Annotated in this window: 19 protein-coding genes; 11 read left to right on the top strand and 8 right to left on the bottom strand. The window is 44.9% G+C overall.

Annotated features, from left to right (window positions below; genetic code table 11):
* The first annotated feature begins 9 nt into the window (after positions 1 to 9).
* The 3 genes from Cabys_RS13975 (at position 10) to Cabys_RS13965 (ending at position 3,230) form a co-directional block, all read left to right on the top strand.
* Positions 10 to 1,434: a transglutaminase domain-containing protein gene (locus tag Cabys_RS13975; protein ID WP_006926751.1), complete on the top strand. Its 1,425-nt coding sequence runs from the start codon at positions 10 to 12 to the stop codon at positions 1,432 to 1,434.
* Positions 1,435 to 1,572: 138 nt separating this feature from the next.
* Complete coding sequence (locus tag Cabys_RS13970) at positions 1,573 to 2,910, top strand: FAD-dependent oxidoreductase (RefSeq protein ID WP_006926750.1); 1,338 nt, start codon at positions 1,573 to 1,575, stop codon at positions 2,908 to 2,910.
* Positions 2,910 to 3,230, top strand: coding sequence for a translation initiation factor (locus tag Cabys_RS13965; RefSeq protein WP_006926749.1), 321 nt, complete (start codon positions 2,910 to 2,912; stop codon positions 3,228 to 3,230). Before Cabys_RS13970 ends, Cabys_RS13965 begins: the two co-directional genes overlap by 1 nt.
* A 404-nt stretch (positions 3,231 to 3,634) precedes the next feature.
* Here the strand turns inward: Cabys_RS13965 and Cabys_RS13960 are convergent, their stop codons facing one another.
* A complete protein-coding gene (locus Cabys_RS13960) occupies positions 3,635 to 8,479 on the bottom strand; it encodes a two-component regulator propeller domain-containing protein (RefSeq protein ID WP_006926748.1) in 4,845 nt (1,614 codons plus the stop codon).
* A 269-nt stretch (positions 8,480 to 8,748) separates the two neighbouring features.
* On the opposite strand from Cabys_RS13960, the gene Cabys_RS13955 reads away from it, so the two are divergent.
* The 3 genes from Cabys_RS13955 to Cabys_RS13945 all read left to right on the top strand — a co-directional run bounded on the left by Cabys_RS13955 (position 8,749) and on the right by Cabys_RS13945 (position 11,947).
* Positions 8,749 to 8,928: a hypothetical protein gene (locus Cabys_RS13955; protein WP_006926747.1), complete on the top strand. Its 180-nt coding sequence runs from the start codon at positions 8,749 to 8,751 to the stop codon at positions 8,926 to 8,928.
* 128 nt (positions 8,929 to 9,056) lie between these two features.
* Entirely contained in the window at positions 9,057 to 9,989 is a 933-nt protein-coding gene (locus Cabys_RS13950; RefSeq protein ID WP_006926746.1) for a YitT family protein, read from the top strand.
* 809 nt (positions 9,990 to 10,798) lie between these two features.
* Positions 10,799 to 11,947 (top strand): thermonuclease family protein, encoded by a 1,149-nt coding sequence (locus tag Cabys_RS13945; RefSeq protein WP_006926745.1) that lies wholly within the window; start codon positions 10,799 to 10,801, stop codon positions 11,945 to 11,947.
* On the opposite strand, the gene Cabys_RS13940 is transcribed toward Cabys_RS13945, so the two are convergent.
* The 4 genes from Cabys_RS13940 to Cabys_RS13925 all read right to left on the bottom strand — a co-directional run bounded on the left by Cabys_RS13940 (position 11,944) and on the right by Cabys_RS13925 (position 17,616).
* Entirely contained in the window at positions 11,944 to 12,348 is a 405-nt protein-coding gene (locus Cabys_RS13940; protein ID WP_006926744.1) for a hypothetical protein, read from the bottom strand. The two genes, Cabys_RS13945 and Cabys_RS13940, sit on opposite strands and share 4 nt — an antisense overlap.
* A 26-nt stretch (positions 12,349 to 12,374) precedes the next feature.
* Entirely contained in the window at positions 12,375 to 13,913 is a 1,539-nt protein-coding gene (gene hutH / locus Cabys_RS13935; protein WP_006926743.1) for a histidine ammonia-lyase, read from the bottom strand.
* The gene (locus Cabys_RS13930; RefSeq protein ID WP_006926742.1) at positions 13,903 to 16,890 is read right to left on the bottom strand and encodes a helicase C-terminal domain-containing protein; all 2,988 of its coding nucleotides are present in this window, start codon (positions 16,888 to 16,890) and stop codon (positions 13,903 to 13,905) included. The genes hutH and Cabys_RS13930 overlap by 11 nt, the downstream gene beginning before the upstream one ends.
* A gap of 255 nt (positions 16,891 to 17,145) precedes the next feature.
* The gene (locus Cabys_RS13925; RefSeq protein WP_006926741.1) at positions 17,146 to 17,616 is read right to left on the bottom strand and encodes a DUF3592 domain-containing protein; all 471 of its coding nucleotides are present in this window, start codon (positions 17,614 to 17,616) and stop codon (positions 17,146 to 17,148) included.
* A gap of 584 nt (positions 17,617 to 18,200) precedes the next feature.
* Here Cabys_RS13925 and Cabys_RS13920 point away from each other — a divergent pair.
* Genes Cabys_RS13920 through Cabys_RS13905 form a run of 4 tightly spaced genes read left to right on the top strand, consistent with a single transcriptional unit; the run spans position 18,201 to position 21,299 of the window.
* Positions 18,201 to 18,692 carry a TRAP transporter small permease gene (locus tag Cabys_RS13920; RefSeq protein ID WP_006926740.1) on the top strand — a complete coding sequence of 164 codons (492 nt, stop codon included), beginning with the start codon at positions 18,201 to 18,203 and terminating at the stop codon, positions 18,690 to 18,692.
* Positions 18,689 to 19,969 carry a TRAP transporter large permease gene (locus Cabys_RS13915; protein ID WP_006926739.1) on the top strand — a complete coding sequence of 427 codons (1,281 nt, stop codon included), beginning with the start codon at positions 18,689 to 18,691 and terminating at the stop codon, positions 19,967 to 19,969. The genes Cabys_RS13920 and Cabys_RS13915 overlap by 4 nt, the downstream gene beginning before the upstream one ends.
* Before the next feature lie 20 nt (positions 19,970 to 19,989).
* On the top strand, positions 19,990 to 20,616 hold the full coding sequence (locus Cabys_RS13910) for a hypothetical protein (protein ID WP_006926738.1): 627 nt from the start codon (positions 19,990 to 19,992) through the stop codon (positions 20,614 to 20,616).
* A gap of 5 nt (positions 20,617 to 20,621) precedes the next feature.
* Positions 20,622 to 21,299: a peroxiredoxin family protein gene (locus Cabys_RS13905; RefSeq protein ID WP_006926737.1), complete on the top strand. Its 678-nt coding sequence runs from the start codon at positions 20,622 to 20,624 to the stop codon at positions 21,297 to 21,299.
* A gap of 229 nt (positions 21,300 to 21,528) precedes the next feature.
* Here the strand turns inward: Cabys_RS13905 and Cabys_RS13900 are convergent, their stop codons facing one another.
* Positions 21,529 to 22,143 (bottom strand): hypothetical protein, encoded by a 615-nt coding sequence (locus tag Cabys_RS13900; RefSeq protein ID WP_044280944.1) that lies wholly within the window; start codon positions 22,141 to 22,143, stop codon positions 21,529 to 21,531.
* 69 nt (positions 22,144 to 22,212) lie between these two features.
* On the bottom strand, positions 22,213 to 24,009 hold the full coding sequence (locus tag Cabys_RS13895) for an IS1634 family transposase (RefSeq protein WP_006926703.1): 1,797 nt from the start codon (positions 24,007 to 24,009) through the stop codon (positions 22,213 to 22,215).
* 850 nt (positions 24,010 to 24,859) lie between these two features.
* Here Cabys_RS13895 and Cabys_RS13885 point away from each other — a divergent pair.
* The gene (locus Cabys_RS13885) at positions 24,860 to 25,696 is read left to right on the top strand and encodes a GGDEF domain-containing protein (protein ID WP_006926731.1); all 837 of its coding nucleotides are present in this window, start codon (positions 24,860 to 24,862) and stop codon (positions 25,694 to 25,696) included.
* 27 nt (positions 25,697 to 25,723) lie between these two features.
* Here the strand turns inward: Cabys_RS13885 and Cabys_RS13880 are convergent, their stop codons facing one another.
* A complete protein-coding gene (locus Cabys_RS13880) occupies positions 25,724 to 26,497 on the bottom strand; it encodes an SIR2 family NAD-dependent protein deacylase (protein WP_006926730.1) in 774 nt (257 codons plus the stop codon).
* Position 26,498 lies beyond the last annotated feature (1 nt).

The following is a 26,498-nucleotide window of genomic DNA, read 5'->3' as shown; positions in this document are numbered from 1 at the left end:
AGGTAAGTCATGAATAAATGGCTGATGTTATTTTTAGGCGGCTGGATTTTTTTCGCAGGCTGCCAGAAAATTTCCGTAACGGAAATACAAAATATGGTAGATCGGGGTGAATTCTCTAAAGCGGAACAGATAATAAAGGAGCGTCTGGCAGACGATAAGAATTTGAGCGCAAAAGAAAAGGACCTGTTGCGCTTTGAACTGGAGCGCATGAAGCGCATTCGCAAAGATTTTACTAAATCACGCGAACAGGTTGTCGAATTTATAAAAAAATACATTCCGGATGTGAGCGATGAAGACCTGGCGCGCTGGGAAAAGGAAAAAAAACTGGAATTTATGGTGATTGACGGGCAGAAAAAATATTTTAATCATGCCGCACGAAATCTCTTTCGCCTGGATGATGAATGCCTTGCCATCTGGAAGCAAAAAAATCCAGATAATAAGAAAAAATTTGATCTTGATCTGCATATCGAAAATTTGATTGCCGAATGTCAGGAAAGCGGCTTAACCTATGGTCATCCGGTGCGCCTGCGAATCAAACAGGGCGTTGTGGTGCATGCCGATCAGGTTCCGGATGGCGAATTGATCCGCTGCTGGATTCCTTTCCCACGAGAGATTCCTCATCGCCAGCTCAACATTAAAATATTAAACAGCGAACCGAAAACATATCAACTGGCGCCCAACAGCCGCCTGCAGCGCACCATTTATTTTGAAAAGCAAGCCATTGCCAATGAGCCAACCGAGTTCTGGGTGGAGTACGAATACACCACGCACGGGGTTTACGTGGATATTGATCCGCAAAAAGTAAAAGCGGTAGATCCTGAGGGCCCTTTAAAAGAGTACCTGCAAGAACGGCCGCCGCATATTGTGTTTAGCGATACCCTGAAAAAACTGTCCGCTCAAATTGTGGGGCAGGAGACCAACCCTTACCGCATTGCGCAAAAGATCTTTGCCTGGATCGATACCAACATCACCTGGGCTTCGGCCAGAGAATATTCCACCATTCGCAATCTTTCGCTTTATCCGGTGTTGAATAAACATGGAGACTGCGGTATTCAGACCATGTTGTTCATTACTCTTTGTCGGATGAACGGCATCCCGGCGCGCTGGCAAAGCGGATGGGAATTTCAACCCCCAGATGACAGCATGCACGATTGGAGCATGATCTATTTTGAACCTTACGGATGGGTGCCATCAGACGTGACTTACGGAATGCGCCAGTCCGATGTCCCTCAGGTAAAATATTTTTATCTAAACGGTATGGACAGTTTTCGTTTGATTTTTAACGACGATTATTCCATGCCGTTTGAGCCGCCCAAAACGCATTTTCGCTCAGAAACGGTCGATTCGCAGCGCGGCGAGGTAGAATGGGATGGCGGCAATTTGTACTTTGATCAATGGGACTGGAAATTTGAGTGGAAAATTATCAGTCAATGACGGGAAACCTTTTTTGCAATCAGGATGATCAAATAAACAAAAAAGGGGAGCTGAAGCGTCTTTGCCCAGGCCGGCTGTGTTTTTTAAAAGAGTAGATTTTCTTTTGGCAAACAGTTTTAAATATTTAAGGGTATTGCCATGAGCCATAAAATCGTAGCCATCATCGGCGGCGCAGTGGCCGGTTCCGAAGCGGCTGGCCGACTGGCGGAAAGGGGCATTCACAGCGTGGTGTTTGAACAAAATAGTCTGCCCTATGGCAAGCTGGAATTTGGTTTGCCCAAATGGCACGCACGTTTACGCGACCGCCAGGAAGAGCTGGTCGATAAAAAGCTGGATAATCCTTACGTTCAATTTGTGCCCAATACCAAATTGGGGCGCGATTTCCAGATCGCGGAATTGCTGAAGGACTGGCCCTTTTCGGCGATTTTGCTGGCCCTGGGCGCCTGGCGCGATCGCCCCCTGCCGGTGGAGGGCATTAACGACTACATCGATAAAGGTCTGCTTTACATGACTGAGGTTACTAACTGGTTCAACCAGTGTCACGATCCCAACTATTCAGGTCCCAACTACATCATGCCCTACAAAAATGTGCTTGTCATCGGCGGCGGATTGGCTTCCATTGACATGATTAAAATTGTGGCGCTGCGCCAGGTAGTGCAGCGGCTGTACGATTTTGGCATCGATGCCGACGTGCTGCAGCTGGAGCGCAAGGGGATATTTCAGGCATTGAATGAATTTGGCCTAACCTTTGAAAGGCTAAATATTGAACCGCCAAAGTTGATTGTACGACGTTCTGTTGAAGAATTACCTTTGACCGTGCTGCCGGAAAATCCCACGCAGGAGCAACTGGAAAAAGCGGCGGAAACGCGGCGCAAACTGATCGAGAAATTAAAGGAAAAGTTTCCCTTTGAACTGGTTGAGCGGCATCATCTGAAAGACATGATTGTCAAAGACGGGCAATTAAGGGGATTGGTTTTTGTTGAAAAGGGGAAGCAGGAAAAAATTGTCAGCATTGAAACGGAGCTGGTTATTTCGGCAATCGGCTCCATCCCCGAGCCGCTGCCCGGCATTCCGATGAAAGGGGAAATTTACGATGTGGAAGATCCGCAAACGGGCAAAATTCGCGGACTGGAGCGTGTGTTTGCCCTGGGCAATGCTGTAACTGGCAAGGCCAATATTCGTCAATCCATGCTGCACAGCAAACAGGTAACGGAGTTTATTGTGGATGAATATCTATCTGTGGATTCCGATGATTATGCCAGACTGTTTGAAGAGCGCAGTAAACTGGCAGACCGCCGGGTGGATGCTTTGTTACAGAAATTGGAAGATCAGCCGCAGGTTACCGATCGCCAGCTGCGGCAAATAAAAGACGAGGTAAAACGCCTGCAGGAGAAGGTTGGTTATGACGGCCATTATCGGCAGTGGATTAAACGGCATCTGCCTGCGCGTCTGGAGCATTTGAAAGGAAAAGAATAATGGCTAAAAACAAGAGCAAACTGGTGTATTCGACGGCGCCGGACTGGCAAAATAGACCACAAGAACAGGACAATGAAGCGCCTCAAAAACAGGGAACGGTTTATCTGCAGCGTGTGACCAAAGGACGGGGCGGCAAAACCGTTACGCTGGTTAAAGGATTGGCGGGCGATTTAAAGCGCTGGAAAAAAGAACTGCAGCAGGTGTGCGGCGCGGGCGGAACGGTAAAAGAATCGACGGTAGAAATTCAGGGCGACCATCGTCAAAAGATTGCCGAATATCTGAAGCAAAAGGGCATGAAGAGCAAAATGGCCGGCGGGTAAATTTAACAGCCGTTCAGTTTTAGGAATTAGGGTGAGGTTTTTCCGTCTTTATAAACGCACGTTGGGCATGAATTTTTTTTAGGGAATTGCAATGAATAAACCACATTTTTTAACCTTTCCTATGCCAGACATTTTTGCGCCGCACGTCTTTCAGTGAGGTATCATTTTTTCTTCCCGGTTTTTCTATCTGCGGGCGTCCCAACGGCTCAGGCTGTTAGCTACAAAAGAAAGATCAAATGAAAAAAATTAACTGAGGCAGTGAGGCTACCCAGCGCATTAAAAATTAATTTAACTCATTTGAAAGCTTTATTTAACAAAAGATTTTTGTTTGTGGCTCTGCCTCTCTTTTAGCTACAGGTCAATCAAAGAGAGAAGTAGAGAAGGCAGGGGATATAGTAAACAGCTCAATCATTTTGTAATAACTTGTTGATCACATTGGTAAACTCAACAATAGTAAATGGTTTGTGTAAAAATTGCGTGCCTTCTAACATCAGTTCTTCATGGATGATTCGCGTTTCGGTGTAGCCAGATGTATAAAGAATTTTGGTGTCCGGAAATTTCTGCCGTACCATATCGGCCAGCTCGTTACCGTTCATCTCTGGCATGATCATGTCGGTAATGACCAGATCCAGTTTAAAATTTATTTTTTTGATCAGGTCGGCGCCTTCGCGTCCATTGTTCGCGGTAAAAACATTATAACCGGAATGCAGGAGAATATCTTTTATAAATTCACGTACACTTTCATCGTCTTCAACCACCAGAACATTGCCGTGACCGGAGACGATCTCATCTTTCGCGTCTTTACTTTGTAATTTATTTTTAAGATGTTCTTCGGCCACGGGCCAGTATACCTTAAAAGTGGCGCCCTTTCCTTTTTCACTTTCGAGCTCGACGAATCCCTGATTTTGTTTTACAATGCCATAAACGGTGGAAAGGCCCAGCCCCGTGCCTTTGCCAACTTCTTTGGTAGTAAAAAACGGCTCAAACACTTTTTCACGCGTTTTTTCGTCCATGCCCACACCTGTATCAGCAACACTCAACCGAATGTAGGTGCCTTTTTTGATCTCTTCAAAAGATACCGTCTCACGGTTGACAAAAATTTTCTCGGTTTTAATTGTAATTAACTTTCGTCTTTTAGCCGATGTTTTACTCCATTCATGAATGGCGTCGCGGGCATTAACGATTAAGTTCATTAACACCTGTTCCAATTGACTGGGATCGGCTTTGATGTAAGGCAAATGCGGCGTTAGCTCAATTTTAATCTCAATGTCTTCGCCAATCAAACGACGCGCCATTTTTTCCATGGATTGAATGACTTCGTTAATATCCAGCAGTTCGGCCTTAAAAATTTGTTTGCGGCTAAAGGCCAGCAATTGCCGCGTTAAATTGGCCGCCCGTTTTCCGGCGTGCAGGATGGAAACAATGTCGGAATGAATCTTTTTATCCTGATTTAATTTTAACAACGCAATTTCTGCATGTCCGTTGATAACGGTTAGCAAATTGTTGAAATCGTGGGCAATGCCGCCGGCCAGCGTACCGATGGACTCGATTTTCTGAGCTTGTTGTAGCTGGTTCTGCAATCGTTTGGCTTCGGTAATGTCTTCGATAACCACCACAAAATGCGTCACCTGTCCCGCTTCATTGGTTACGGGATTGATGGATAAAAACTCCCAGGCGGTTTGTTTCTCATTTATTTTTCTGGAAATTTCGCCGCTCCATTTTTCCCCATTTTTCAGACAGCGCTCCAGCACATCGCTTTCGCTGGCGATATGCGTTTTCAATAAATCGGCTAATCGAGGTTTTTTGCCTGTCTCCATTGCCTTGGCAACCTGTAAATTACTGTAAAGAATATCGCCGTTGCGGTTGGCAATGATCAGCTTAAACGAGCTTTGAGCAATGCCCTTGGTTAAAAGCGAAATGAATTCTCTGTTTTGCTTTTGCCTGATGGAAGAGGCCAGGCTGGAGCTTAATACTTCCAGTAATTCAAGCGTTTCATGATTAAAGGCCTTTTCATCCTCATAATCCTGAACGACCAGAATCCCAATCGTCTGGTTCTCAATTTTTAAGGGCACGCCTAACCAGCATTTGGACGGGGCGCCCACTCTTTTGATCAGTCCTTTTTCTTCTAACTCTAACATTTCTTTTTCTTTAAACAGGCAGGGCTTTCCTTTTTGAATGACATAGTAACTTAACGTGCCTTCGGCAGGTACGGCCTTGAATGCATCTTTCTCGTCCTTCATCAAAGGCACTGTAAAAATTTTATTTTGATCATCGTAAAGGGCGACAAACAGGTTTTTGGTGTCGATGATTTTCGATAATTCTCGATCGAACACTTCGTAAAAACTTTCGAGATCCTCTGTTGTCAGCACCGCCTGAGAAATATTGCGTATTACAGTTTCTCGCAATTTTTCTTTCTCTATTTCACTCAAATCTTCCACAATGCCCACCGCGCCAATTACCTGCCCATCGATCGAATGAATCCCACGAATTATTGCCCGCGCCGGAATCGTTTTAGGACTGGTAACAGCCGAATAGCGCCCTTCATAGTAACCGGTTTTGCCCGATAGCCCATCTTTTATGGCCTGGATTAATTGTTTATCCTTGATATCATGGATCATATTTATCCCGATTATCCGTTCGTAGGACGAGCCGATAATCTTAACAAAATAGTCGTTGCATTCGGTAAGTCGCCCGGCTTGATCAATATAAAAAATCCCCAGAGGCGCATTGTTAAAAATAGTTTGAAATTTTTCAAGCGTCTCCCTTAAAGTGGACATTATATTTAATTTTTCTTTGTTTTCTTTTTTTAATTTTTGGTTCAACTCTTTTAACAGCCTGTTTCGGCTTTTAATTTTAACCGTCTTCAAAATATGAATGGCGTAGGCCAGCCCCAAGATTGCAATCATCATCATTAGCCTGAACCACCACATTTGCCAGAACGGTTTTTTGATAAATAGGGAGATGCTGGCAATCTGTGGACTCCACACACCGTCGGCATTGGCGGCTTTGACCTGAAAAACATAGTTGCCGCCTGTTAATTTACGATACACCGCTTTACGTTGCGTGGCAGGCACATAAGTCCAATTATCATCAAAACCCTTCAGCCGGTATGCGAAGGTGTTTTTTAAAGGATTGGTGAAATGTAGCGCGGTAAACTCAAATTCTAACGTGTTCTGGTCATGATTGAGCCGAAGACTCTGTGTTTCCCAGATTTCCCGCCGTTCATCCACTGTAAAAAGTTGCTGTAACGGCTGCTGATTGACCTGAATGCCGGTAATAAAAACATGAGGAGGATTTTGATTTATTTTAAAATCAGCAGGATCAAAATAGGTAAAACCGTTTACCGTTCCAAAATACAACCATCTGTCCGATTTAAAATATGCGCCAAAATTGAATTCATTATCAGGCAGACCATCGCTGTAATCCCATACTCTACTAACAACAAATGACGGCTTTTGTGCAGGAAAATAAATAATTTTACACAACCCTTTGATGGTACTAACCCAATAGTTGTGCGAATCGTCTCTTAAAATGCCATAAATCACGTTATTGGGTAATCCATCCTGTGTTGAGATGTGTTCAAAATGCTTGCTTTGTAAATTCCAGATAAACAGACCTTCGCCATACGTCCCAATCCAGATGGTATTCGCTCCTTCCGGATAAATACAATAAATAAATGAACAGCGTGCTTTAAGCTCCGAATCTTGTGTAAGGGGAATCAAATTATTCTTTTGCGGATCATACTCAAACAGCCCGCTGCCATAAGTGGCCACATAAATATTTCCGTTAGAATTTCTTTTAATATCTGTGATGAATAACTTTTGATATGCTTCGGTGGTATCTCCATGGATTTGAACCGCCTTAAAAATTCCTTTCTGAACATCTAACTGAAAAAGGCCATATTTCTTTAGTCCCACCAGTAGTCGGTCCTTATCCAGCGGAAATATCTTGATAACGATATTCTTGTTTTTATCTTCATAGGGTTTATACCGTTTTATTTGTTGTAAAGCGGGATCAACTTTATATAATCCTTCATACGTGCCAACCCACAAATAGCCGTATTCATCTTGGTGAAGGGCTCTTATCCGTTTATTCAACAGAATGGATTTACCTGAAACTTCAGATATTGTGCCGTTTTTGATTTTGAATCGATCCAGGCCATTATCCGTACCGACCCACAACATACCTGAAGTATCCTGCCAGAACGCATAAACCAGCGGACTGGAAAGAATTTTTTTGCCACCAATGCGGGGAAGAATATTGTAAAAACTTCCGTGATTCAGGTCGATATAATTTGCTCCGGAATCAAAAGTGCCCACCCAAATAATATCTGTTTTATCTTTATAAAGCACGGTTATATTTCTGCTGGATAAATTATTTGGTAAATTCTCTGAAATTTGTTCAAAAGTTAGATGCTGTAAATTTACCGATAAAATTCCCTGGGTGCTACCCAGCCATAGCGTATTTTGATTGAGCTTAATTAAAGACGTAAACCGAACGGCGGGCAGGTTTAATGCCGACCTTAGCCGCTCGCTAAAATCCGTTAATTTTTGGTTTGATATTTGATATTCGAAGAATCCATGAAGTGTAAGAATGTATAACGCATCCCGATCCCCGACGCTGACATCAACTATTTGAGATTGGATTTGCGGGATGTCAATCCACAATCTGGCCTGGCTTCCGTTCAGAACATAGATTTTGTTGTTGGTGAAAATACAGGTTTGCCGATTAAGCTTTTTGATTTTTACAGGAGAACCGTCAAGGCCTTTTATTGGTTCAACGCGTTTTTCGGGCAAATGCACAGTATAAACGTTTTCCAATGTGCGGACTAAAATCTTATCGCGGTCTACTAATTCTAATTGCAATACAATCGATTCATTCTCTAATGGCAGTTTTAATATGGTAAACTCTTCCGTTTTCGGATTCAAAATATTAATACCCAGGTCATGGGCGATCCAGATATAACCCCTCGCATCGACTTTAAGATCGTTAATGCGGTTATTTTGAAGACCGGTGGAATCATCAACGTGTTTTTTAAAAACCTTTACGCCGTAACCGTCAAAGCGATTCAGGCCGTCCATTGTGCCCAGCCATATAAAACCATGTTTATCCTGAACAATGGAAATAATACTGCTTTGCGAAAGACCGTCGCGCGTTGTCAGATGCTTAAAAAAATAGGTAGAATTTGCCTGCAGTGATAAACCATAGAAAAAAATGTTTAAGATTATTAATATGAAAAAACGCATCATCTTATATTATCCAGTTTATTATTCGCAGAATTATTTATCGGCTTTTTATATTTTTCCTTTAAATTATGAGTGAATATTCCTTTGTTTACTGATCAGATTTCGACAATTATTGAATTTCTAACATTATTTTGGCAATTAGCAAACAAAGTGATATCAAATTAACATACAACAAAGTTTGATGGCGATGTAAACATTAACTAAAAAGAGTGTATCTTCTCCGGTTGAAAATTCATCAAATAGCATGGAAAACGAATAAGAAAGGGGGTGCTATGGAAAAACGTGAGCTGGAAATGCTGGTTGAGAATGTTAAGGAAGTTTTGAAAAAGTTAAAATTAAACGACGGTGACATTTTCTATCATACCGACGAAAATTTTCGCGTCAACGTCTCTCCGTATCGCATGACAATGGAGTTACGTTTTCCTGAAGGAATACACAATTTAAAGGAATAAATACTTTAAGCAATGGGGGCAAAAAGCTCCCTTTTTTCTTTAAATTCCCTCTCCTCAAAAATACAATTGACTTCAAGTGATTATATTCTTAAACTCTCCGCTTTCATTGAATATGACAGGAGAAAAAAATGGGAAGATTATTCAAGAACTCGATAATAATAGATTACATTTTTATTACTCTGGGCGGGATTTTTATGGCCCTGGGCATTGGCGTGTTTCTGGTGGATGCGCGCGTTGTGCCCGGCGGCGTTTCCGGCCTTTCCATGGCGTTTCATTATTTGTCCGGCGGTAAATTACCCGTGGGCACTTTAATTTGGATATTTAACCTTCCGCTTTACATCTGGGGCATTAAAGAGTTAGGCAAACGTTTTGGGGCGCGCACTTTTTACGGCTTTACCATCTCTTCATTGTTCATCGATATCTTTCGGGGGGAATTTCCGGGATTGCATTACAAAGGATTAAATCAGGCGGCGTCTATTATCCATCTACGAGAACACGATTTCTTTTTCCTCATTCTTATCGGAGCCGTTTTACTTGGGCTGGGACTGGGCATTATTTTTAAATTCAAAGGCACCACCGGGGGCTCTGATATTGTGGCCGCCATTCTGCAGAAACGCTACGGCGCAAAACCGGGCATGTCCATTATGATGATCGATTTTTTTGTTATCACCTTTGCCGGCCTTATTATTTATCTTAAAGATCTGTCCGGCAACACACCGGCCTTTGCCCTTACGCTGTACGCCTTCTTTTTACTTTTCATTTCCTCCTATTTAATCGATCTGGTGCTGGATGGCTTTGACTACGCTCGCTCCGCGTTGATTATCTCCGATCACAACGACAAAATCGCGCAGGTCATTATGGAGCGCTTGAGCCGTGGCGCCACAGCGCTGCATGGACGCGGATTGTACAAAAATGTGGATCGTGAAGTCCTGTTAACCGTGGTTTCAAGAAAAGAGATTACGCTCTTAACAGAAATCATTGAAGAGATCGATCCCACGGCCTTTGTGATCATAAGCAACGTACACGAAGTTCTCGGCGAGGGCTTTAGAAGGAGAATCTAAGCCAGCGCAACCGCAACCAAAAACGAACCACCAAGAGCACAAAGAAGCCACAAAGCGCGCAAAGATTTTTTCACGCAAATCCTTCTGGTCAGCGTCATCTGAAAAGGGAACGCCAGGGTCGAAACGAAAAAATAGAACTATATCTGAACATGTAAGACGAAAACTAAGCAAATCGGCACAATTTATGCCCGAGGGTGTCTCAAAAGCGACATCAAATGTAAATTTATGCAAAAAATAGAGAAAAGTTTACAATAGCCCTCACCCCCTTTCCCCCTCTCCCGACTTTCGGGAGAGGGGGAATTAAAGGGGGTGAGGGAAAGAAAAACTTTATAAAAATACATTTTCTTTGACTTTTGGGACAGCCCCGGGCTGGGGGATGAGTTTTTACAACAGCACATAAATTTTCAAATCTCGCCAGGGAGAGACTTGATCTTCCAGAGGAAGTATCCTAAGCCAGCGCAGCTGAAGCAGAATATATTTAGCGCAAAGGACACAAAGTAGGTTTTAAATTAAAAAGAGTTTTTGCCTGCCACTTTCTGTAAATATAAAGATTCCTCATCCCGCCAGTGTGGAATGCGGAATACCAGTCCGGTGAGTAATTTAAATTTTGAACCAGGATTTGCTTTTTTTTTTGCTTTTAAACTTTCTCAGTAAAGCTGGAAAGTTAAGGCGCATCAAACGCATAAAATCAAGGCAGTCTTGTAATCCGTTTAATCAAGGTTCAAAAAACTCCTAAACTTTTTTGTAATCGATTTTCAAAAACATTATCTTTAAGTACTCATTTATTTACAACATATCGGAGCGTGTTGATGAAAACGAAAAGTTTCATAGGCGCCATACTATTACCGATGTTGTTATGGCTGCATTTTTCTTCTAATGTCGGCTTCTGTCAAAAGATCAAAATCGTTGAAGTGCTGGATACTAACCTGTTTTTGCTGCAAGACGGCAGAAAAATTTCACTGGCCAACCTGCAAACGCCTTCGGAGCACGATAGCAGTCAGGCGCTAAAAACGATTGCCCGTTATCTTCTCAATTACGAACGCAAGTATCTATTGAATAGAACGTTATGGATGGAGCCTTCACCCGCCGCCAGTCCCGATAGCGTTCCGCTTCCCGTTCACTTATTTCAGAAATTCTTGCTGAATCGTATCAATTTCAACGCCCAGTTGTTGGAGCTGGGCTATGCTCGTTACGCGCCCGTTGACTCCCTGTATCGTGAGGAGTATTTAAAGGCCGTTTTAAAGGCTCAAAAACGCCAGCGCGGAATATGGAGCAAAGAACATTACGAACAGCTAAAAGTCCTTGACGTTGTTGTGGGTGTCGCTGGAGGTTTGGGCGAGAGTTTTGGAAAGGCGTTTAATAAACATAATAATCTGTTAACTTTTGAAGCGCGCGTCATGCTCTTTCATCCTTCCAGCAGAAATAAAATCGAGTTAAAAGTTGGCGAATGGCGCAATCGGGAAGAAGGTTATGGCGCCTGTGAGTATGGACCGGCGGCCCATTACCAGGCCACGGCCAGAACTCGTTATGTGATTTTCAATAGCGCCATTAATTATCAATATTTTGGCTTTGGCGTGGGATTTTTTTTCACCAGCAGGTTGCAAAAAGGATTTTGCGCTAGCGAAGGCCCCGACTTCAGGATGCCCAACCTGAGTTTGCGCATTGGGCCTCAAAAAAAGTTTTACCTTTCTGCAGAGTTGTTTAACGATATTTTTAATTTTGTAAAAATCGCCGGTAACTATCATTTCAACGGCCCGTACTCTGTTTTGTGGCTCGGTTACAGCGCGGGGAATATAGGAAGCGACAACGACGAAGCCATTAGCCTCATTGGGCTGGGCTTTCAGCATTTATTCAAAAAGCGTATTATCATCACGGCCGAAGGTTACTTTGGCCCTTTTACGCGCAATAAATTTTTTCGTCTGGGGGCAGCTCTTCGTCTGCCTTCCAATAAATATTAAAAGCGCTTATTTTCCAGATCTATATCGATGTGGAAGCTGCCGTCCTCCTGTTGCGCGACAGACATAATCTGCATACCGGGCGCCTTTTTTTGCAGCAGCCCATTCGCCTGGATAAACAATTCCGCGCCATTAATGTTCAGCCAGGGCTTTGGCGTGCCCTGAAACCAATCGAGTAGTTTAGTAATTAAGCGGCTGCCTTCAATGCGGAAATGCAGCTGGCCGGCCTGGTAGGTAATGTACGAAATGTTCAACTTAACGGTTGGGAAATAGGTCGTTTTCACAGAAAGCGCGATCTGCTTTCCGGAGGGAGAAACCGATACCTCTTTAATGGCATCATGTTTGGGAATATTGGCCTCAATAAGATCGCATATTTCCTGCAGCGTTAAAATGATTTTTGCCATATCTGTTTTCCTGTTAAACCGTTGAGCTATTGCAGCTCTATGCCCATTTGTTCCACAATTTTGAGGGGTCGGGCGGCCACCACAAACTGCCGGGCCTTTTCAATGTCCGGATACATGACGCGGTCTTTATCCCAGAAAGGAACCTGCTGGCGAAAGGCCTGCAAAACAGCCATCGTCGCCTTAGAAGGTAAAACAGGCTTGCGCAAGTCCAGCCCCTGACAGGCGCACATTAATTCAATGGCCAGCACGGTTTGTGTGTTTTCAATAATTTGCAGCGCCTTGCGGGCGGCGTGCGCGCCCATACTCACATGGTCTTCTTTGTTGGCCGAAGTAGGGATTGAATCGACGCTGGCCGGATGAGCCAGCACTTTGTTTTCCGAAACAAGGGCGGCGGCCGTAACCTGGGCGATCATAAAACCGGAATTTAAACCGCCCTCTTCGGTTAAAAATCCGGCCATTTCGCTCATGGTAGGATCCATCATGTGTTCGATGCGTCGCTCGGAAATGTTAGCCAGTTCGGCCATCAAAATACCAAGGTAGTCGGCGGCCAGCGCCACCGGTTCGCCGTGGAAATTACCGCCGGACAAAACCTCGCCGCTTTCTGCAAAGACCAGCGGATTGTCTGTGACGCCGTTGATCTCCCGTTCAAAAACGCCGGTGACGTAATCCAGCCCGTCGCGGATGGCGCCGTGCACCTGGGGAATGCAGCGCAGGCTGTAAGCATCTTGCACGCGGTGGTCCGATTGTTTGTGCGATTCCACGATGGGCGAATCGGCCAGAATGCTGCGGAAATTGCGGGCCACGTGTAGTTGCCCGGGATGTCGGCGCGCCTTTTGAATGCGTTCGTCAAAAGCGGTTAGCGTGCCCAGCAAACCTTCCAGACTCATGGCCGCAATGACATCCGCTGTTTTAACCAATTCCCTGGCCTGAAGCAGGCTGAACACGCCGCAGGCTTGAATGGCCTGCGTGCCGTTTAAAATGGCCAGCCCTTCTTTGGCTTCCAGCTGCAGGGGCTTTAATCCGGCTTTTTGCAGAGCCTGCGCGCCGGTCAGGCGTTTTCCCTGATAAAACGCCTCGCCTTCGCCAATCATTACCAGGGCCATGTGCGCCAGAGGGGCCAGATCTCCGCTGGCGCCCACCGAACCTTTTTGCGGCACCACCGGAATGATGTTTTCATTTAACATGTTGACCAGTTGCTCCACCACCTGCACACGCACGCCGCTAAATCCCTGCGAGAGGTTCTTGATCTTAAACAACATCATCAGACGCACTATTTCCGCCGGCATGGGGTCGCCCGTTCCGGCGGCATGGCTTAAAATCAAACGGCGCTGCAGTTCCCGGGTTTGCTGCCCATCGATGCGCACGTCGGCGAATTTGCCAAAGCCGGTGGTTACGCCGTAAACAACGCGGTCCTTTTCTACGATTTCTTTAATAACGTTATGGCCGGCGTTGATGGATGTTTTGACCTCTTCATCCAGCGCAATGGACGGATTTTCTGTCAGAAAAAATTGGACATCGTCCAGCGTTAAATCCTGCCGGCCAATGATCAGTTTTTTATTGTGCATCGTTTCCATTCTCCTGCGGTCGATTTTTAAACCATTCATGCAATAGTTCAAAAAAGGATTCTTCGTCAAAAACAATTTCCTTACGTCCGGAAATGCTGTTCAAAAAATGTTTCCCGTAACGCATGCGGCTGACGCGATTATCGCCGATAATTACCGCGCCAAAGTCTTTTTTGTGGCGAATCAATCGGCCAAAGCCCTGCCGGAATTTAATAATGGCCTCTGGCAGGGAGTATTCCATAAAAGGATTGCCGCCGCGGCGTTTGATGGCTTCCATGCGCGCGGCAATCACCGGCTCGCTGGGCACATCAAAGGGCAATTTGGGGATGAATAACAACTCCAGCGCGTCGCCCGGCACGTCAATCCCTTCCCAAAAGCTGTCGGTGCCCAGTAAAATGGAAGCGCGGTTTTCTTTAAACTGATTTAAAATGTTGGTGCGGCTTCCGCTTTTGCCCTGCGCCAACAGCAGCACATGTTCGCCGTCAAAATGGGGCTTGAGCCAGTCGTACATTTGATTTAACATGCTGTAGTTGGTCAGCAAAATCAACAGGCCGCGGCGATGTTCTTTGTGCAGGCGAATGACCAGCTCCTTGACGGCAGCGGGGAAGTCCGCCGAACGCGGATCGGGTAGAAAATCGGTAACGGCTAACAGCAGTTGCGTTTCGTAGTCAAACGGCGAATCGAAAGCGGCGGAAATGACCGGCCGATCTTTAATATCTTTTAACCCCAAGCGCGAGTGGAAATAGTCGAAAGACTTGTTGATGGAAAGCGTGGCCGATGTAAAGATGGCCGTTTCCACCTGCGGATAGAGCATTTTGTTGAGCAGTTCATCGATGTTAAGCGGAACGGCATGCAAAGCCACGTCGTTGCTGCGTTGGTTGCGCGGCAGATCAAGCCAGTAAACATAGTTCAACTCATCGCCCTTCAGGCAAAAATTAAAGCCCTCTAAAAGTTCTTTAGCCCGATCGTAACTGGAAATGACTTCGCGCGTGAGCTGAGCCTGAAATTTAAACGAGTCAAAATCCAGATCATTTAATTTGTCAATTAATTGATTTAAATCGTTAATGAAGCGCCCCAGGGCCTTACGCAGCTGGTCGATTTCATCCTCTAACAGGCGAAAGTATTTAAACCCTTTGTGGTAGCGGATGCGCGTTTCTTCGGCGCCGGGATCTTCGCGGCTGCCGTATTGGTCGCGCAACATGCGGCTGAATTCGTTGTAAAAAATCTGCGTTTTTTCTTTGAGGTTGAGCGAACTGAACTTTACCTTCTGGGTCAGCCGGGAGATTCGGTCTTTTTTCTCCTGAGGCATGTTGCGGCTGGTGCTCAGGCGATATTCGATTTGTACGATGGTGCCCGATTTGTTCGGTTCATCGTCGTAAATGCGATGGTAAAGGTTGCGGAAGGCCCAGTAATTGACGCGCACGCCCAGATATTCGGCCGCCGTCTTTTCCAGGTTGTGAGCTTCGTCCAGCACCAGCACTTCGTAATCGCCCAGGGTGGAGCGTCCGGCAGCCAGATCGGCAAACAACAGGGCGTGGTTTACCACCACCACATCCGCCCGCCTGGCGTGTTCCCGGGCCTTCATCAAAAAGCAGTCGTCGTAATATTTACAGGCCTTGCCCGGGCAGTACGAAGGTTCGGCCGTCAGTTTTTCCCACAGCCCGATATTACGTTCCAGCTGAAAACCAGCGTTCTCCATGATGTCGCCGGTGCGCGTTTGTTCCACCCAGTAAACCAGCGGCAACAACCGCGTACGTTCATCGCGGGAGATGCGTTGATTCATATCCGTCAAAACCGTGTGCCATTTTTCCAGACAGAGGTAGTTGTAACGTCCTTTAAGCAAAACGGCCTTAAACTTGTTCTCCACCGTGGCGTAGAGCGTGGGCAGGTCTTTGAAGAACAATTGTTCCTGCAAATTTTTGGTATTGGTCGAAACCACCACGCGCTGGCCGGCGTGTCTGTTTTTGACCGCCCACTCGATGGCCGGAACCAGGTAGGCCATGGATTTGCCGGTTCCGGTTCCCGCTTCGGCAACGACATAGGAGCGCTCATTAAGGCCCCGCAGCACATTCCGGGCCATTTCAATTTGCGGCGGTCGCAATTCGTAGTTGGGGATGGCTCTGGAAAGATGTCCTTTTTCGCCGAAATAGCGATCTACAATATCCGGATCGATGGGTTCCAGCTCCGGAAATTCTTCCGTGGCCTGCGGAAAACGGTAATCTTTTTCGCCGATTACGTTGTAATAGTCCTGCGCGTAATAGGCGTCGTCCACCAGGGCTTTGCCGGTGGCCGAAATATTTTTCATCTGTTTGAATTTCAACACCGGAATAAAAAACTGCTTGGCGCGGCGCGAAGTAGGGTAGAGCAGATTGATGATGTTGCTCAAAACATGATTTTCAGCGGCCAGCGCCCGATCGATCAGCTCTAAAAAGACATGTCCCGTGGCGCGCGCATCATCCACCGCCCGGTGGGCGCGATCCAGATCATAATCAAATTCGCTGGCCAGCGAAGCCAGCTTAAAGCTGTTTAAAAAAGGCATGAAAATACGCGCTAAAAAGAGCGTATCCACGCGCAAATTGTTTAAATATTTAAAACGTTGTTGGGTGTCTTCCCAGCGTTCGAAATCGTTTTTTTGCTTGCGGAACTGGTATTCAAGAAAGGCCGCGTCAAAATTAACCTGCTGACCGACCATGGCCACATCGCCCATGAACTGCAACAGGCGCGGAAAAATCTCTTCGATGGAGGGCTTGCCTTTTACGTCTTCGTTGCGAATACCGGTTAAGCTGGTGATGAACGGCGGAATGGGAATGCCCGGATCGATCAGCTCTTCAAAAACGGCATCCTCTTTCCCATCCACAAAGCGAATGGCGCCGATCTCAATGATGCGATCCATTTCCGGATTTAAGCCCGTGGTTTCCAGATCGACCACCACAAAGGTGTTTAATCCCAGATGTCTTAATAACTCTTCACGTAATCCCATTGATTACACTCAACTTTCTAATTTTTGATGTGTTTATTTATTTGTATGCCGGCCGCCCCGAAAAAACCGCAGGGTACGGCTTTACTTTGTATGCCTGAGATTTTATTAGTGCCTGCCTCGGAGCATCGTTTCTTTTTCCTTTAAAAACTCGCAATGAATTGCCAGCCCGATTTATTCTATGCTCTCCAATGATTTTAGTTCTTTGTTTAATTAAAAGGTTATTTTACAAAATGCAGCGCACACAATCAAAGAATTTTACACGGCTTTCCTGAAATATTGAAGCAGCAAATAGAGGGCCACTATAACCAGTGTGAGGGCAAAACTGATTTTCATGTAAAAATTCCAGGGCAGATGCAGGCCCGTTGTAGAAATAGCGGGATTTTGCGGCTGGTAGGCAATCTTAAGCGTGCTGCCCACCGGATGCTCTCGTAAAATGGCGCGCGCGGTGATATCGCGTTTATTACGCAAACCAAACGGCGGAGTTTGCAGGTCGCTTTTGCCGGTGTAGGTTTTTCCGTTAACCTGGTACTGGTAAGTAATTTCCGGTAAAATTGCCCGTTTACCCACAATGCGCGTTTTAATAACCTGAGCGTCAATAATGGGCCAGGCCTTCTTTTGTGTGTAATTGTCATAAACAAAATACTGAGAGATCAATGTGGGCAGCGCCACCAACAGCGCCAGAAAGGCAAACAGGAGATAAAGCTTATTTTGGATTTTTCCACCCATCGTTTGAATCCATTTTTTTTGATAGTAAAACAAAAATTTGGCTAAAAAATTCCCTTTCGATATGGGTTTAACCGTTTGCACGATCGGGAAGGGCGCAGATTTTTTAGTGATTCTGTTAATACGCCCCGCCAGAAACGAATTATAGGGATCATAAATCACAGCATTTCAAGGCAGCACAGCCGCAACCAAAACATTTCCGCGGGGATTTAAACAACCGCTAAGAGCGCAGAGAAGTCGCAAAGGGCGCAAAGAATGTTAAAAATTAAAAATAGTTTCAATTGCCCTCAACCCTTCAAAATAAAAGTCTGGGATAGGGGGAAGATTTGCTGGTGAGAATTTTCTCCGACGGTGTACTGGGCGCCAACATCGCCAATTTCTATTTAACCATTCAACTGTTTAGATTCTTCACTCCGTCCCGATTTCTCGAGACTGAAGCTGGCGCTCCGTTCAGAATGACAGACCGGCAACCATTCAACCATTCAACTGTTAAACTATTCAACTAAATTTTGCCGAAGCGCCAATCCCTCTTGCGTGATGTTTTTTTATTGCCTATGTTTTAGCGTCTTTATGAAAAGAGTTGGGCGATGAACTGGATTAAACGCGTCGATCAATTTCTGGCAAAAATCGAACTGGTGTTTTTGCTACTCATCGTTCTGGTCATGGTCTTCATGTCCGGGTTACAGATTTTTTTGCGCAAAGTGTTTAATGTGGGCATTTTGTGGGGCGATATTTTCTTGCGGAATCTGGTGCTGTGGGTCAGCTTTATCGGCGCCAGCCTGGCCGCCCGCGAAGGCAAACACATCAACATTGACCTGCTAACGCGCCTGACGCCCGCCCGCTGGCGCAAGATACCCAAAACCATCGTTTACCTGTTCGCCATTTTTATCACCGCGCTGCTGACCAGAGCGTCTCTCACCTTTGTGCTGGATGAAAGGGAATTTGGCACGACCATCTTTTCCGATATTCCGGCCTGGCCCTTTCAAACTATCATTCCCATTGGTTTTGCGCTTATGGCCTTGCGTTTTTTCTTTAATCTGCTTTCGCTGTATATTGATCCGCAGGAGCCGGAACAATGATCACGCTTCTTATCATTGTCGGGTTGATTTTGCTGACTCTGTTCGGAACGCCGTTGTTTGTAATTATTTCCGGCATTGCTCTGCTGCTTTTCCACCTGGCTGAAATCGACAGCTCGGCCATCATCATCGAATTGTACCGTTTAACCAGCCAGCCTATTTTTCTGGCTATTCCGCTTTTTACCTTTGCCGGTTACCTGCTGGCCGAAAGCAACACGCCTCGCCGTCTTGTTAACCTTTCTCGCGCCTTGATCGGCTGGCTGCCGGCGGGCCTGGCCATTGTCGCCCTGGTTTCATCGGCGCTGTTTACGGCTTTTACCGGCGCTTCCGGCGTTACAATCATTGCGCTTGGCGGATTGCTGCATCCCATCATGCTCAGGGAAAAATATCCCGAAAAATTTACGCTGGGCTTACTAACGGCCAGCGGCAATCTGGGGCTGCTGCTGCCGCCCAGTTTGCCCATTATTCTGTACGGCCTGGTTGCCCAGACGCCCATTGACCAGCTGTTTGCGGCGGGCATTGTTCCCAGCATTTTAATGATCGTTATGCTCAGTATTTACATCATTCTGTTTCGCAGAAAACAGCTCAAAGAACTTAAAATTCGCAAGTCCACGCGTCAGGAGCGCTGGCAGGCGCTAAAAGAATCGGCCTGGGAAATACCTTTACCGTTTATTATCATCGGCGGCATTTACGGCGGCCTGTTTACGGCCACGGAAGCGGCGGCCGTCACCGCCATCTACGTGTTCATCATCGAAGTGTTTATCTACCGCGATATTTCCCTGCGCAGGGGGCTGCCTGTGGTGGTGCGCAAGAGCATGGAAATGGTGGGCAGCATCATCGTTATTTTGGCTGCCGCGTTGGGCCTGGCCAACTACTTTACCGACGCCCAGATTCCCATGCGCATTCTGGAAGCCATGAAAACGTTTATTGATTCGCCGATTGTTTTTCTCCTTTTTCTGAACCTGTTTTTGCTGCTTGTCGGCGCCGTGATGGACATTTTTTCGGCCATCATGGTAATTGTGCCGATTATCATTCCCATTGCCGCCTCGTTCGGCATCGATCCCGTGCACCTGGGCATTATCTTCCTGGCCAATCTGGGCATCGGATATTCCACGCCGCCGGTGGGTATGAATCTGTTTATTGCTTCTCTGCGTTTTGAAAAATCGATTACCTTTCTCTATCGCGCGGCTTTGCCCTTTTTGATCATCCTGCTCATTGCCCTGGCGCTGATCACTTACATCCCGGCGTTGAGCATCGGCATTTTGCCTTTGATAATGTAATTAACAGGGAGGAAGGAATTATGTTAAAATCCGTCCTGTGCTTTGTCGTGGGGCTGAGCTATCTCATGGCGGGAAATACGGAGATCACCATTCGCCTTAAGCCTGTCAATGCCGATAGTTTAAAGATTATTGAGCCCTCTTTTAGTCCTGCCCGCCCGGTTAAAGAAAATAAACTTTTGGAAAAGATTACAGCTTATCCGGCGAATTATGCAACGCGCAAGCTTTTCCAGTTTCATATTCAAAATTTTTTAAAACTAAGCAAACTTTTTAAAGAAGATTCTGTGCTAAGAGCCAGTGTCAAAAGTTCTGCCCTGCCGGCTACCATTGATTTTTTAGAAAGAATCTATCCTCCTCCGCCGCTTGACGATATTGTTTCCGCTTGCTGGCTTGAAGACGGTCAGGGGAATGATTTTTTTGTTTTTGACGCCAATAACGATGAAGATTTTACCAATGACCGGATTTTAGAATTTAAAGATTTTGATCAGGTTTTTGTTCCGGAACGCAGCGGACAATACGTCATGGCTGAAGAGCTGGTTACGGTGGAAATATTCGACGGGCAGCAGGTAAAAACACAAAAAATGTTGCTGGCTTTTTTCAAAGCGCAAAAGCCCGGCGGTAAAAATTTGGTCTTTTTTCAAATCGTTTAATTAGAATGGGAGAGTTAAGTCTTGACGGTGAGGTCTTCAACTGCATTCTGTTTAACATATTGCCGGATGTGAATTACAAAATTACGGATTTTTTATGGATCGATTTGAATCACGATAAGCGCTACAATCGCAAAAAAGATTTTTACGAACAGCTGTATCAGCCCTTTACTTTGCGCAATAAATCGTACGGCGTAAAAGCCCTGGATATTTGGGGCCGAAGCCTAACTCTGAAAGAACTGGATGCCCAAAAAACGCCGCCCATTGCCGTGGGGCTTGCCTGTCCGGAGTTTGAAGTTGCCTTCATCGATTCTACAAAATTTTCTCTGGCTCAGGCAAAAGGTCGATACCTGGTTATTGACTTCTGGATGTGTAGCGATCAATTTTGCGACATGATGAGTAAAAAATTGTTAGAAAAGCTCAGCGACCAAAATATCGTTTACTGGATTTCCTGTCCTTACGGCGCGCAGTCCTACGAACGTTTGAAGGCCATGGGCGGTATTGCAGAGGGCGATTTTCGCCATTTTGTGGCGCCGCATGAGATCGAACGTTTTCGGCGGCTGTTTCAGGTGAGGACCAATAAAGTTCTGTTTGTGATCAATCCGCAGGGAAAAATCGAATCCATCGAAAATTTTACGCAAGATCAGACCGAGCAAATATTAAGGCAGATTTCAGAAGCCGATTGAACCAAATTTTTAGAATACTACCTTCGAAAGATGTGTCCTGCCATAGCGGGAATGCGGAATCCCTTTCTCCTTAAGAAGCAATCTATCAAGATAGACCTTCTACTGTTCCCAAACCGTTATTCTGTATGAGGAGGCGCAGGGGCAAGGCTACTGCGGTAAACCAAAACTCTTTTTAATCTTAAACCTTCTTTGCGCTAAATATATTTTGCTTCAGCTGCGCTGTCCTGGATTATTCTTTTTCAACCTGAAAGGCATTAAACAGCAGCGATACCTGGAAGGAAAGCGGTACATCCTTATTTTTTAAATTATAGTCCAGACCCAGCGCTAAACCATGACTTATCCTGTTTATGGGCCTGAAGGCAATATTCAATTGGAATCCGTAAGCCGTTTCCGTGGAAATATGAGTGAAATTTCCGCCTCTGTTTTTATAGAAAATATAAACGTACGAACCGTAAATCAGTGGGATGATTTTTAAATGATTATTGGAAATGGATTTGAAGATGGTAAATACGATGGGAATCATATTGATCCCACTAACCAGTGGAGAAATTACCACGCCGCTCTGGAAGGTGGTTGAAAAAAACATTTTCTTCTGCGGGTTTTCATAATTTCTGAATCCAATAAAAAAGCCGTCCAGTGTAAACTCTTCTTTGAACGTATAATAGTCAGAAAATTCTTCGTCAATCCACAATGTGACGTTGTCATGTTCATAGCCCATAAAAAACTTTCCCTGATGCAATAACATTACCCCCACGCCTCTGGAAGTAAAATCTTTTCCGGAAGCATAGAGGCCAGAAATCGCCACACCGCTTGCGCCAGCGTTATAAAATGCTTCTTGACCCATCTTGAACACTAAAACGATTTAAGTTATTTAAAAACAACATGTCGTTCTTTTTTATTACCACTACAATATTTAAATTCTTATCTTTTTCATACCTAATGGCTTGGGCTTGATCTTAAATGCCTGCGCCATTAAATAATGAATCGCCTCCGGTTCGGTCGTATCTCTTATAACTAATAAATCTCCTTTCTGAGTTTTCATCTCCACGCTTACTCGCTGCTGTACGGAAAGTAATTCACGAATGGTTGTCCAGCGATGATAAACGCCTGCATCATGTAATTGTTTTTGAAGACTTATCAATACATGAAAGGCTAAAATCGAAATGAAAATATGCCCTTCAATGCGTTTATCCTTCTGGTGAAAATTAGGCCTTAAGCCTAATTCACTCTTCAACGAGCGAAATCCATCCTCCACATCCGTTAAACTGATGTAGAGCTGCCAAATCTCACGATCCGTTAAATCCAGACGACTCGTCCGTAAATAATACGTGCCGGAAAATCGATCATCCATCTTTTGCTCATCTTTTATCTTCCAGCTGATCTCTGTCACGATACCATTGTGATGCTCAACCGTAATATCATAAAAATAGGCCACCTTTGCATGACGTTCCTTTATGCGGCCAATGCGTTCTAAAACCTTGGGATATTTCTTCGTGCCTCGTTTCTTGTGCAAACTCTCCGCCGCATATTTCAACTCCGCCTCAAAGCGCTGCTGATGAAATTGTCGAATGGCTTCCTCTTTCTTTTGCCTTGAGGCGCTGCGACAGTATAAATAAAGCTCTTTATCCTTACGGTAAAGATAGGCTTCCACTTTATGGCGTTGATCGTGATTAATCTCTTTAAAAGCATTTTCTTCGATCTCGATTTCCGGTTTACTGCGTGAGACAACCAGATAGTCGTGTCCACGCTTTGTGATCAGTTGCAAGTTCTCTTCTGTGGCAATCCCGGCATCTAAAATAATCAATTTCCTGACTTTGCCGCCTATCGTATCCAGAATTTTAGACAAAGTCTCTGGTTCGGAAACATTGCCAGAGAAAAGACGACTCTCCTTGGGGAATCCATCCTCATCCAATACCAGGCCTAAAGTAACCAGGGGCATATCGTGACGCTTATCTTTACTACGTCCGCGAGCCTTGAGTTCACTGGTACGGCTACTCTCAAAATACGTATTGGTTAAATCGTACAGGATGATCTTTTCCTGCAAGGAAAATAACAGACGCTCTTGCTCTACTAAACCATTCTCGATTTTGTCCTTATGTTCTAATAATTGATCCGTAATTCGATAAAGTTTATTGTGAGAAAGTCTTGAAAGGTCTAACTCTAAAAGCTCATCGATGGCGCTTTGCTTTTTGACCCAGCGTAAGGTCGCCCATTCGCTTGAGGGGTGCACCAGGCGCCCAACGATCAACAGTTCGGCCAGTTTAATATCCTTCTCCTTAAAGCCCAGCTTTTTTAAAAGTTCATTGAACTTAAGCTTTCTTAACATCATCAAACTGATGTATTCGCCTCCTATACTGCGAGCATCTCTGAATTTGACAGAGCCCGTAAAAATGGTCTCGGTTTCCTGTGGGCTTTCTTTTTTTTCTACCTTTTCTTGTTTTAGTTTGTTTTGAATTAAAAGCGAGGCATAGCGCTGGGCTAATTGTTCAATTTGCTCATCCACTTCGATCAGTGAAGTTTGTCCGCTTATGATCTCTTCGATGCGATTGGCAAGTGTTTTCCATTGGTCTTTAGGAATGGTAAGCTTGCCCAGGTTGAGCAATTTTCTTTGTCTTGGGCCTTTTTCAGTACGATAGGATTCGACCAATTGATGGTAAACGAAGGTTTTATCGTACCCTTTATTCTTTTTTGTGACTTCTTTAATAAACATGTTCAAATATAATCATATCAGTCAATTAAGTCAAGGGGGAAACCAATATAGTATGGGGCACTACAACGACATCTCGAAAACTCGATCCAAAAAAACCAATAACTTACAAAAACCGAAGGTGGAAATTTGGTGATTTGGGCTTAAATTTTGTTCAAGATGGGTTGAGCAAATCCTGAATAAACAAATGGCAAATTGAGAATAAGCAATAAAAAAAATTTTTTCATATTTCCTCCGCTTTTATTGAAGCATGATTCAAAACATTTAAATTCGCTTCGACAGGCTTCCACCGCCATAAAGCGGTTGATCTACATCTCTGTGACGAAGGAGGTGCGGGAGCATCACCTTAATTTTTGCATAATTTGCAACAATCGATTTTTATTAGCAATGATCCTTTCGCTTCAGTCGCTATTTTTCCTCTTTTCTGGTTTATAAAAAGCGTCCAATTTTACCTGAAAATTAATGAAACTATATCAAATGCCGATCGTAAATATTGTAAGCACTTTTTTGAACACCTCTTGCTCCACGTGAGCAAAATCCCGATGGATATTCCATCGGGATTTTTGCTTAGGGAACATTCTGCGCATTAATCACGTTATACTATTCGACTTGCTTTTGTGAGTGAAGGATCGTTGCCTAAAGAGCGTATTTTTTTCGGCATCTATCGTTACAAGGAACGTAATCAAAAATTAATTTAATTTTTTCCGTCATCGACCGATATTTCTATTAGCGACAGTTGTCTCCCTGGCTTCCTGGAACTTTAAACACACAATTGTTCGGTTTGTCGCTTAGAAGATACGCAATAAAAGAGGGAATCTATCTCTCAAAAATTTAAATCATAATGGAGGACATCATGCATTTGATCATGTTAATGATCCAAAAATTAAAAACGTTGCCCTCCTGGTTTAATAGCCTGTCGGCGCTCGTATTATTATTCATTATCGCTTATGTGGATTTACAATTTAGTTTTCCGTTGTTTTTCCTCTACCTCATCCCGGTTAGTGTGAGCGCTCTTCTGGCTCCACGCGCATTGGGCGTTGTCATAAGCATTGTTTCATTCGCGCTTTACTCATTGATCAATATTAATTTTAAAGCAGTCGATCCACTTACGTTTGAAATAGCAGGTAATGGCATTTTATTGTTTTGGGTTTCCTTTTTAGCCCTTAAGCTAAAAGAGCAGTGGTCATTAAACCAGGCGCATCGTTTTAGTGATGAATTAACGGGCGGGTTGAGCAAGTCGCTGTTTTTACAGCGGGCCGAAGAAGAACTGCATCGCAGCCACCGTTACAAACGCCCCATTACGCTGGCCTATCTCGACTGCTCCCGGCTTAAAAAAATTCGCGAAGATCAGAACTTCAACTACGAGAAAGAGATCCTCAAAAATATCGCGCAGATCATGAAACAAAATTTACGCAAAACGGATTTATTTACGCGCGTTGATGAAGACAATTTCCTGATCATGTTGCCCGATATCAACGCCGGCGGCGCGCGCACAGCCCTGCAAAAAATTCAGTCGCTCATTCGCTTAAAATCCATCGCAGCTAACTGGCCGCTGGAATTCAATATCGGCGCCATCACGTTTATGCAGCCGCCGCTGGATATGCAGGCTGTTCTCGAATCGGTCAGCTCCATGGCCCAAAACCAGACAGACAGCGGCAATTTTTTACAGCACCAGCAGTTGTACCACTAATATGGTGTAACGAACGCACGGTCTATTCTAAATCTTTAAACGCTCGATAATTTTTGAGACGATTTCAGTCGCCCTCCCGCGCAAAAAAATGTGCGTAATGGAATGGGTGTAATTGGACGGTTCAATATTGATTTCCACGATTTTACTTCCGTGGTGAAAGGCCGTCTCCGGAATCATGGCCGCGGGGTAAACTTCGCCCGTGGAACCGATAATAAGCATCAAATCTGCCTTGCGGGCTTCTTTTTCGCTTTCCATGGCTACCTTTTGAGGAATCGCCTCGCCAAAGAAGACAAAATCCGGCTTTAACACGCCCCGGCATCTGGGACACAATGGCGGAAGCTCAACCAGCATGGATTCTTTTGCTTCCGTTCTGTAGCCGCACTGCAAACATTTTAAATATTTGTACGTTCCGTGGTACTCCAGCACGCGGGCGCTGCCGGCCTGTTGATGCAAATAGTCGATGTTTTGCGTAATGATGGTTTTTAAATATCCGGCTTTTTCCAGCCTAGCCAGACCGTGGTGCGCTGCATTGGGTTTGGCCTTTTTTAAAGTCTGGTAGAATAGCTGTTTTATCAAACGCCAACTTTGCAGTGGATTTTTTTCAAAATATCCGATTTCCAGCAAACACGGATCCACTTTATTCCACAATCCGCCCTGACCGCGAAACGGCGGAATGCCGCTTTCAACCGAAATACCGGCGCCGGTAAAAGCGACAAGACATCGGGAGTCAGCAATCAACGCAGCGGTTTGATCCAGCAAATTATCAGTGGAATGGTTTAAACCGGTTTTGCTTTGGGTCATC

Source organism: Caldithrix abyssi DSM 13497 (genome assembly GCF_001886815.1).
In the GTDB taxonomy this organism is placed as follows: Bacteria; Calditrichota; Calditrichia; order Calditrichales; family Calditrichaceae; genus Caldithrix; species Caldithrix abyssi.
Note: the sequence above shows the minus strand (reverse complement) of the source record. Positions and strands in the feature narration are given on the sequence as shown.

What these genes read in the sequence shown, in the direction of transcription:
- Cabys_RS13975 (WP_006926751.1), top strand. Translation starts at nt 10, where the DNA reads ATGAATAAATGGCTGATGTTATTTTTAGGCGGCTGGATTTTTTTCGCA.
- Cabys_RS13970 (WP_006926750.1), top strand. Translation starts at nt 1,573, where the DNA reads ATGAGCCATAAAATCGTAGCCATCATCGGCGGCGCAGTGGCCGGTTCC.
- Cabys_RS13965 (WP_006926749.1), top strand. Translation starts at nt 2,910, where the DNA reads ATGGCTAAAAACAAGAGCAAACTGGTGTATTCGACGGCGCCGGACTGG.
- Cabys_RS13960 (WP_006926748.1), bottom strand. Translation starts at nt 8,479, where the DNA reads ATGATGCGTTTTTTCATATTAATAATCTTAAACATTTTTTTCTATGGT.
- Cabys_RS13955 (WP_006926747.1), top strand. Translation starts at nt 8,749, where the DNA reads ATGGAAAAACGTGAGCTGGAAATGCTGGTTGAGAATGTTAAGGAAGTT.
- Cabys_RS13950 (WP_006926746.1), top strand. Translation starts at nt 9,057, where the DNA reads ATGGGAAGATTATTCAAGAACTCGATAATAATAGATTACATTTTTATT.
- Cabys_RS13945 (WP_006926745.1), top strand. Translation starts at nt 10,799, where the DNA reads ATGAAAACGAAAAGTTTCATAGGCGCCATACTATTACCGATGTTGTTA.
- Cabys_RS13940 (WP_006926744.1), bottom strand. Translation starts at nt 12,348, where the DNA reads ATGGCAAAAATCATTTTAACGCTGCAGGAAATATGCGATCTTATTGAG.
- hutH (WP_006926743.1), bottom strand. Translation starts at nt 13,913, where the DNA reads ATGCACAATAAAAAACTGATCATTGGCCGGCAGGATTTAACGCTGGAC.
- Cabys_RS13930 (WP_006926742.1), bottom strand. Translation starts at nt 16,890, where the DNA reads ATGGGATTACGTGAAGAGTTATTAAGACATCTGGGATTAAACACCTTT.
- Cabys_RS13925 (WP_006926741.1), bottom strand. Translation starts at nt 17,616, where the DNA reads ATGGGTGGAAAAATCCAAAATAAGCTTTATCTCCTGTTTGCCTTTCTG.
- Cabys_RS13920 (WP_006926740.1), top strand. Translation starts at nt 18,201, where the DNA reads ATGAACTGGATTAAACGCGTCGATCAATTTCTGGCAAAAATCGAACTG.
- Cabys_RS13915 (WP_006926739.1), top strand. Translation starts at nt 18,689, where the DNA reads ATGATCACGCTTCTTATCATTGTCGGGTTGATTTTGCTGACTCTGTTC.
- Cabys_RS13910 (WP_006926738.1), top strand. Translation starts at nt 19,990, where the DNA reads ATGTTAAAATCCGTCCTGTGCTTTGTCGTGGGGCTGAGCTATCTCATG.
- Cabys_RS13905 (WP_006926737.1), top strand. Translation starts at nt 20,622, where the DNA reads ATGGGAGAGTTAAGTCTTGACGGTGAGGTCTTCAACTGCATTCTGTTT.
- Cabys_RS13900 (WP_044280944.1), bottom strand. Translation starts at nt 22,143, where the DNA reads ATGGGTCAAGAAGCATTTTATAACGCTGGCGCAAGCGGTGTGGCGATT.
- Cabys_RS13895 (WP_006926703.1), bottom strand. Translation starts at nt 24,009, where the DNA reads ATGTTTATTAAAGAAGTCACAAAAAAGAATAAAGGGTACGATAAAACC.
- Cabys_RS13885 (WP_006926731.1), top strand. Translation starts at nt 24,860, where the DNA reads ATGCATTTGATCATGTTAATGATCCAAAAATTAAAAACGTTGCCCTCC.
- Cabys_RS13880 (WP_006926730.1), bottom strand. Translation starts at nt 26,497, where the DNA reads ATGACCCAAAGCAAAACCGGTTTAAACCATTCCACTGATAATTTGCTG.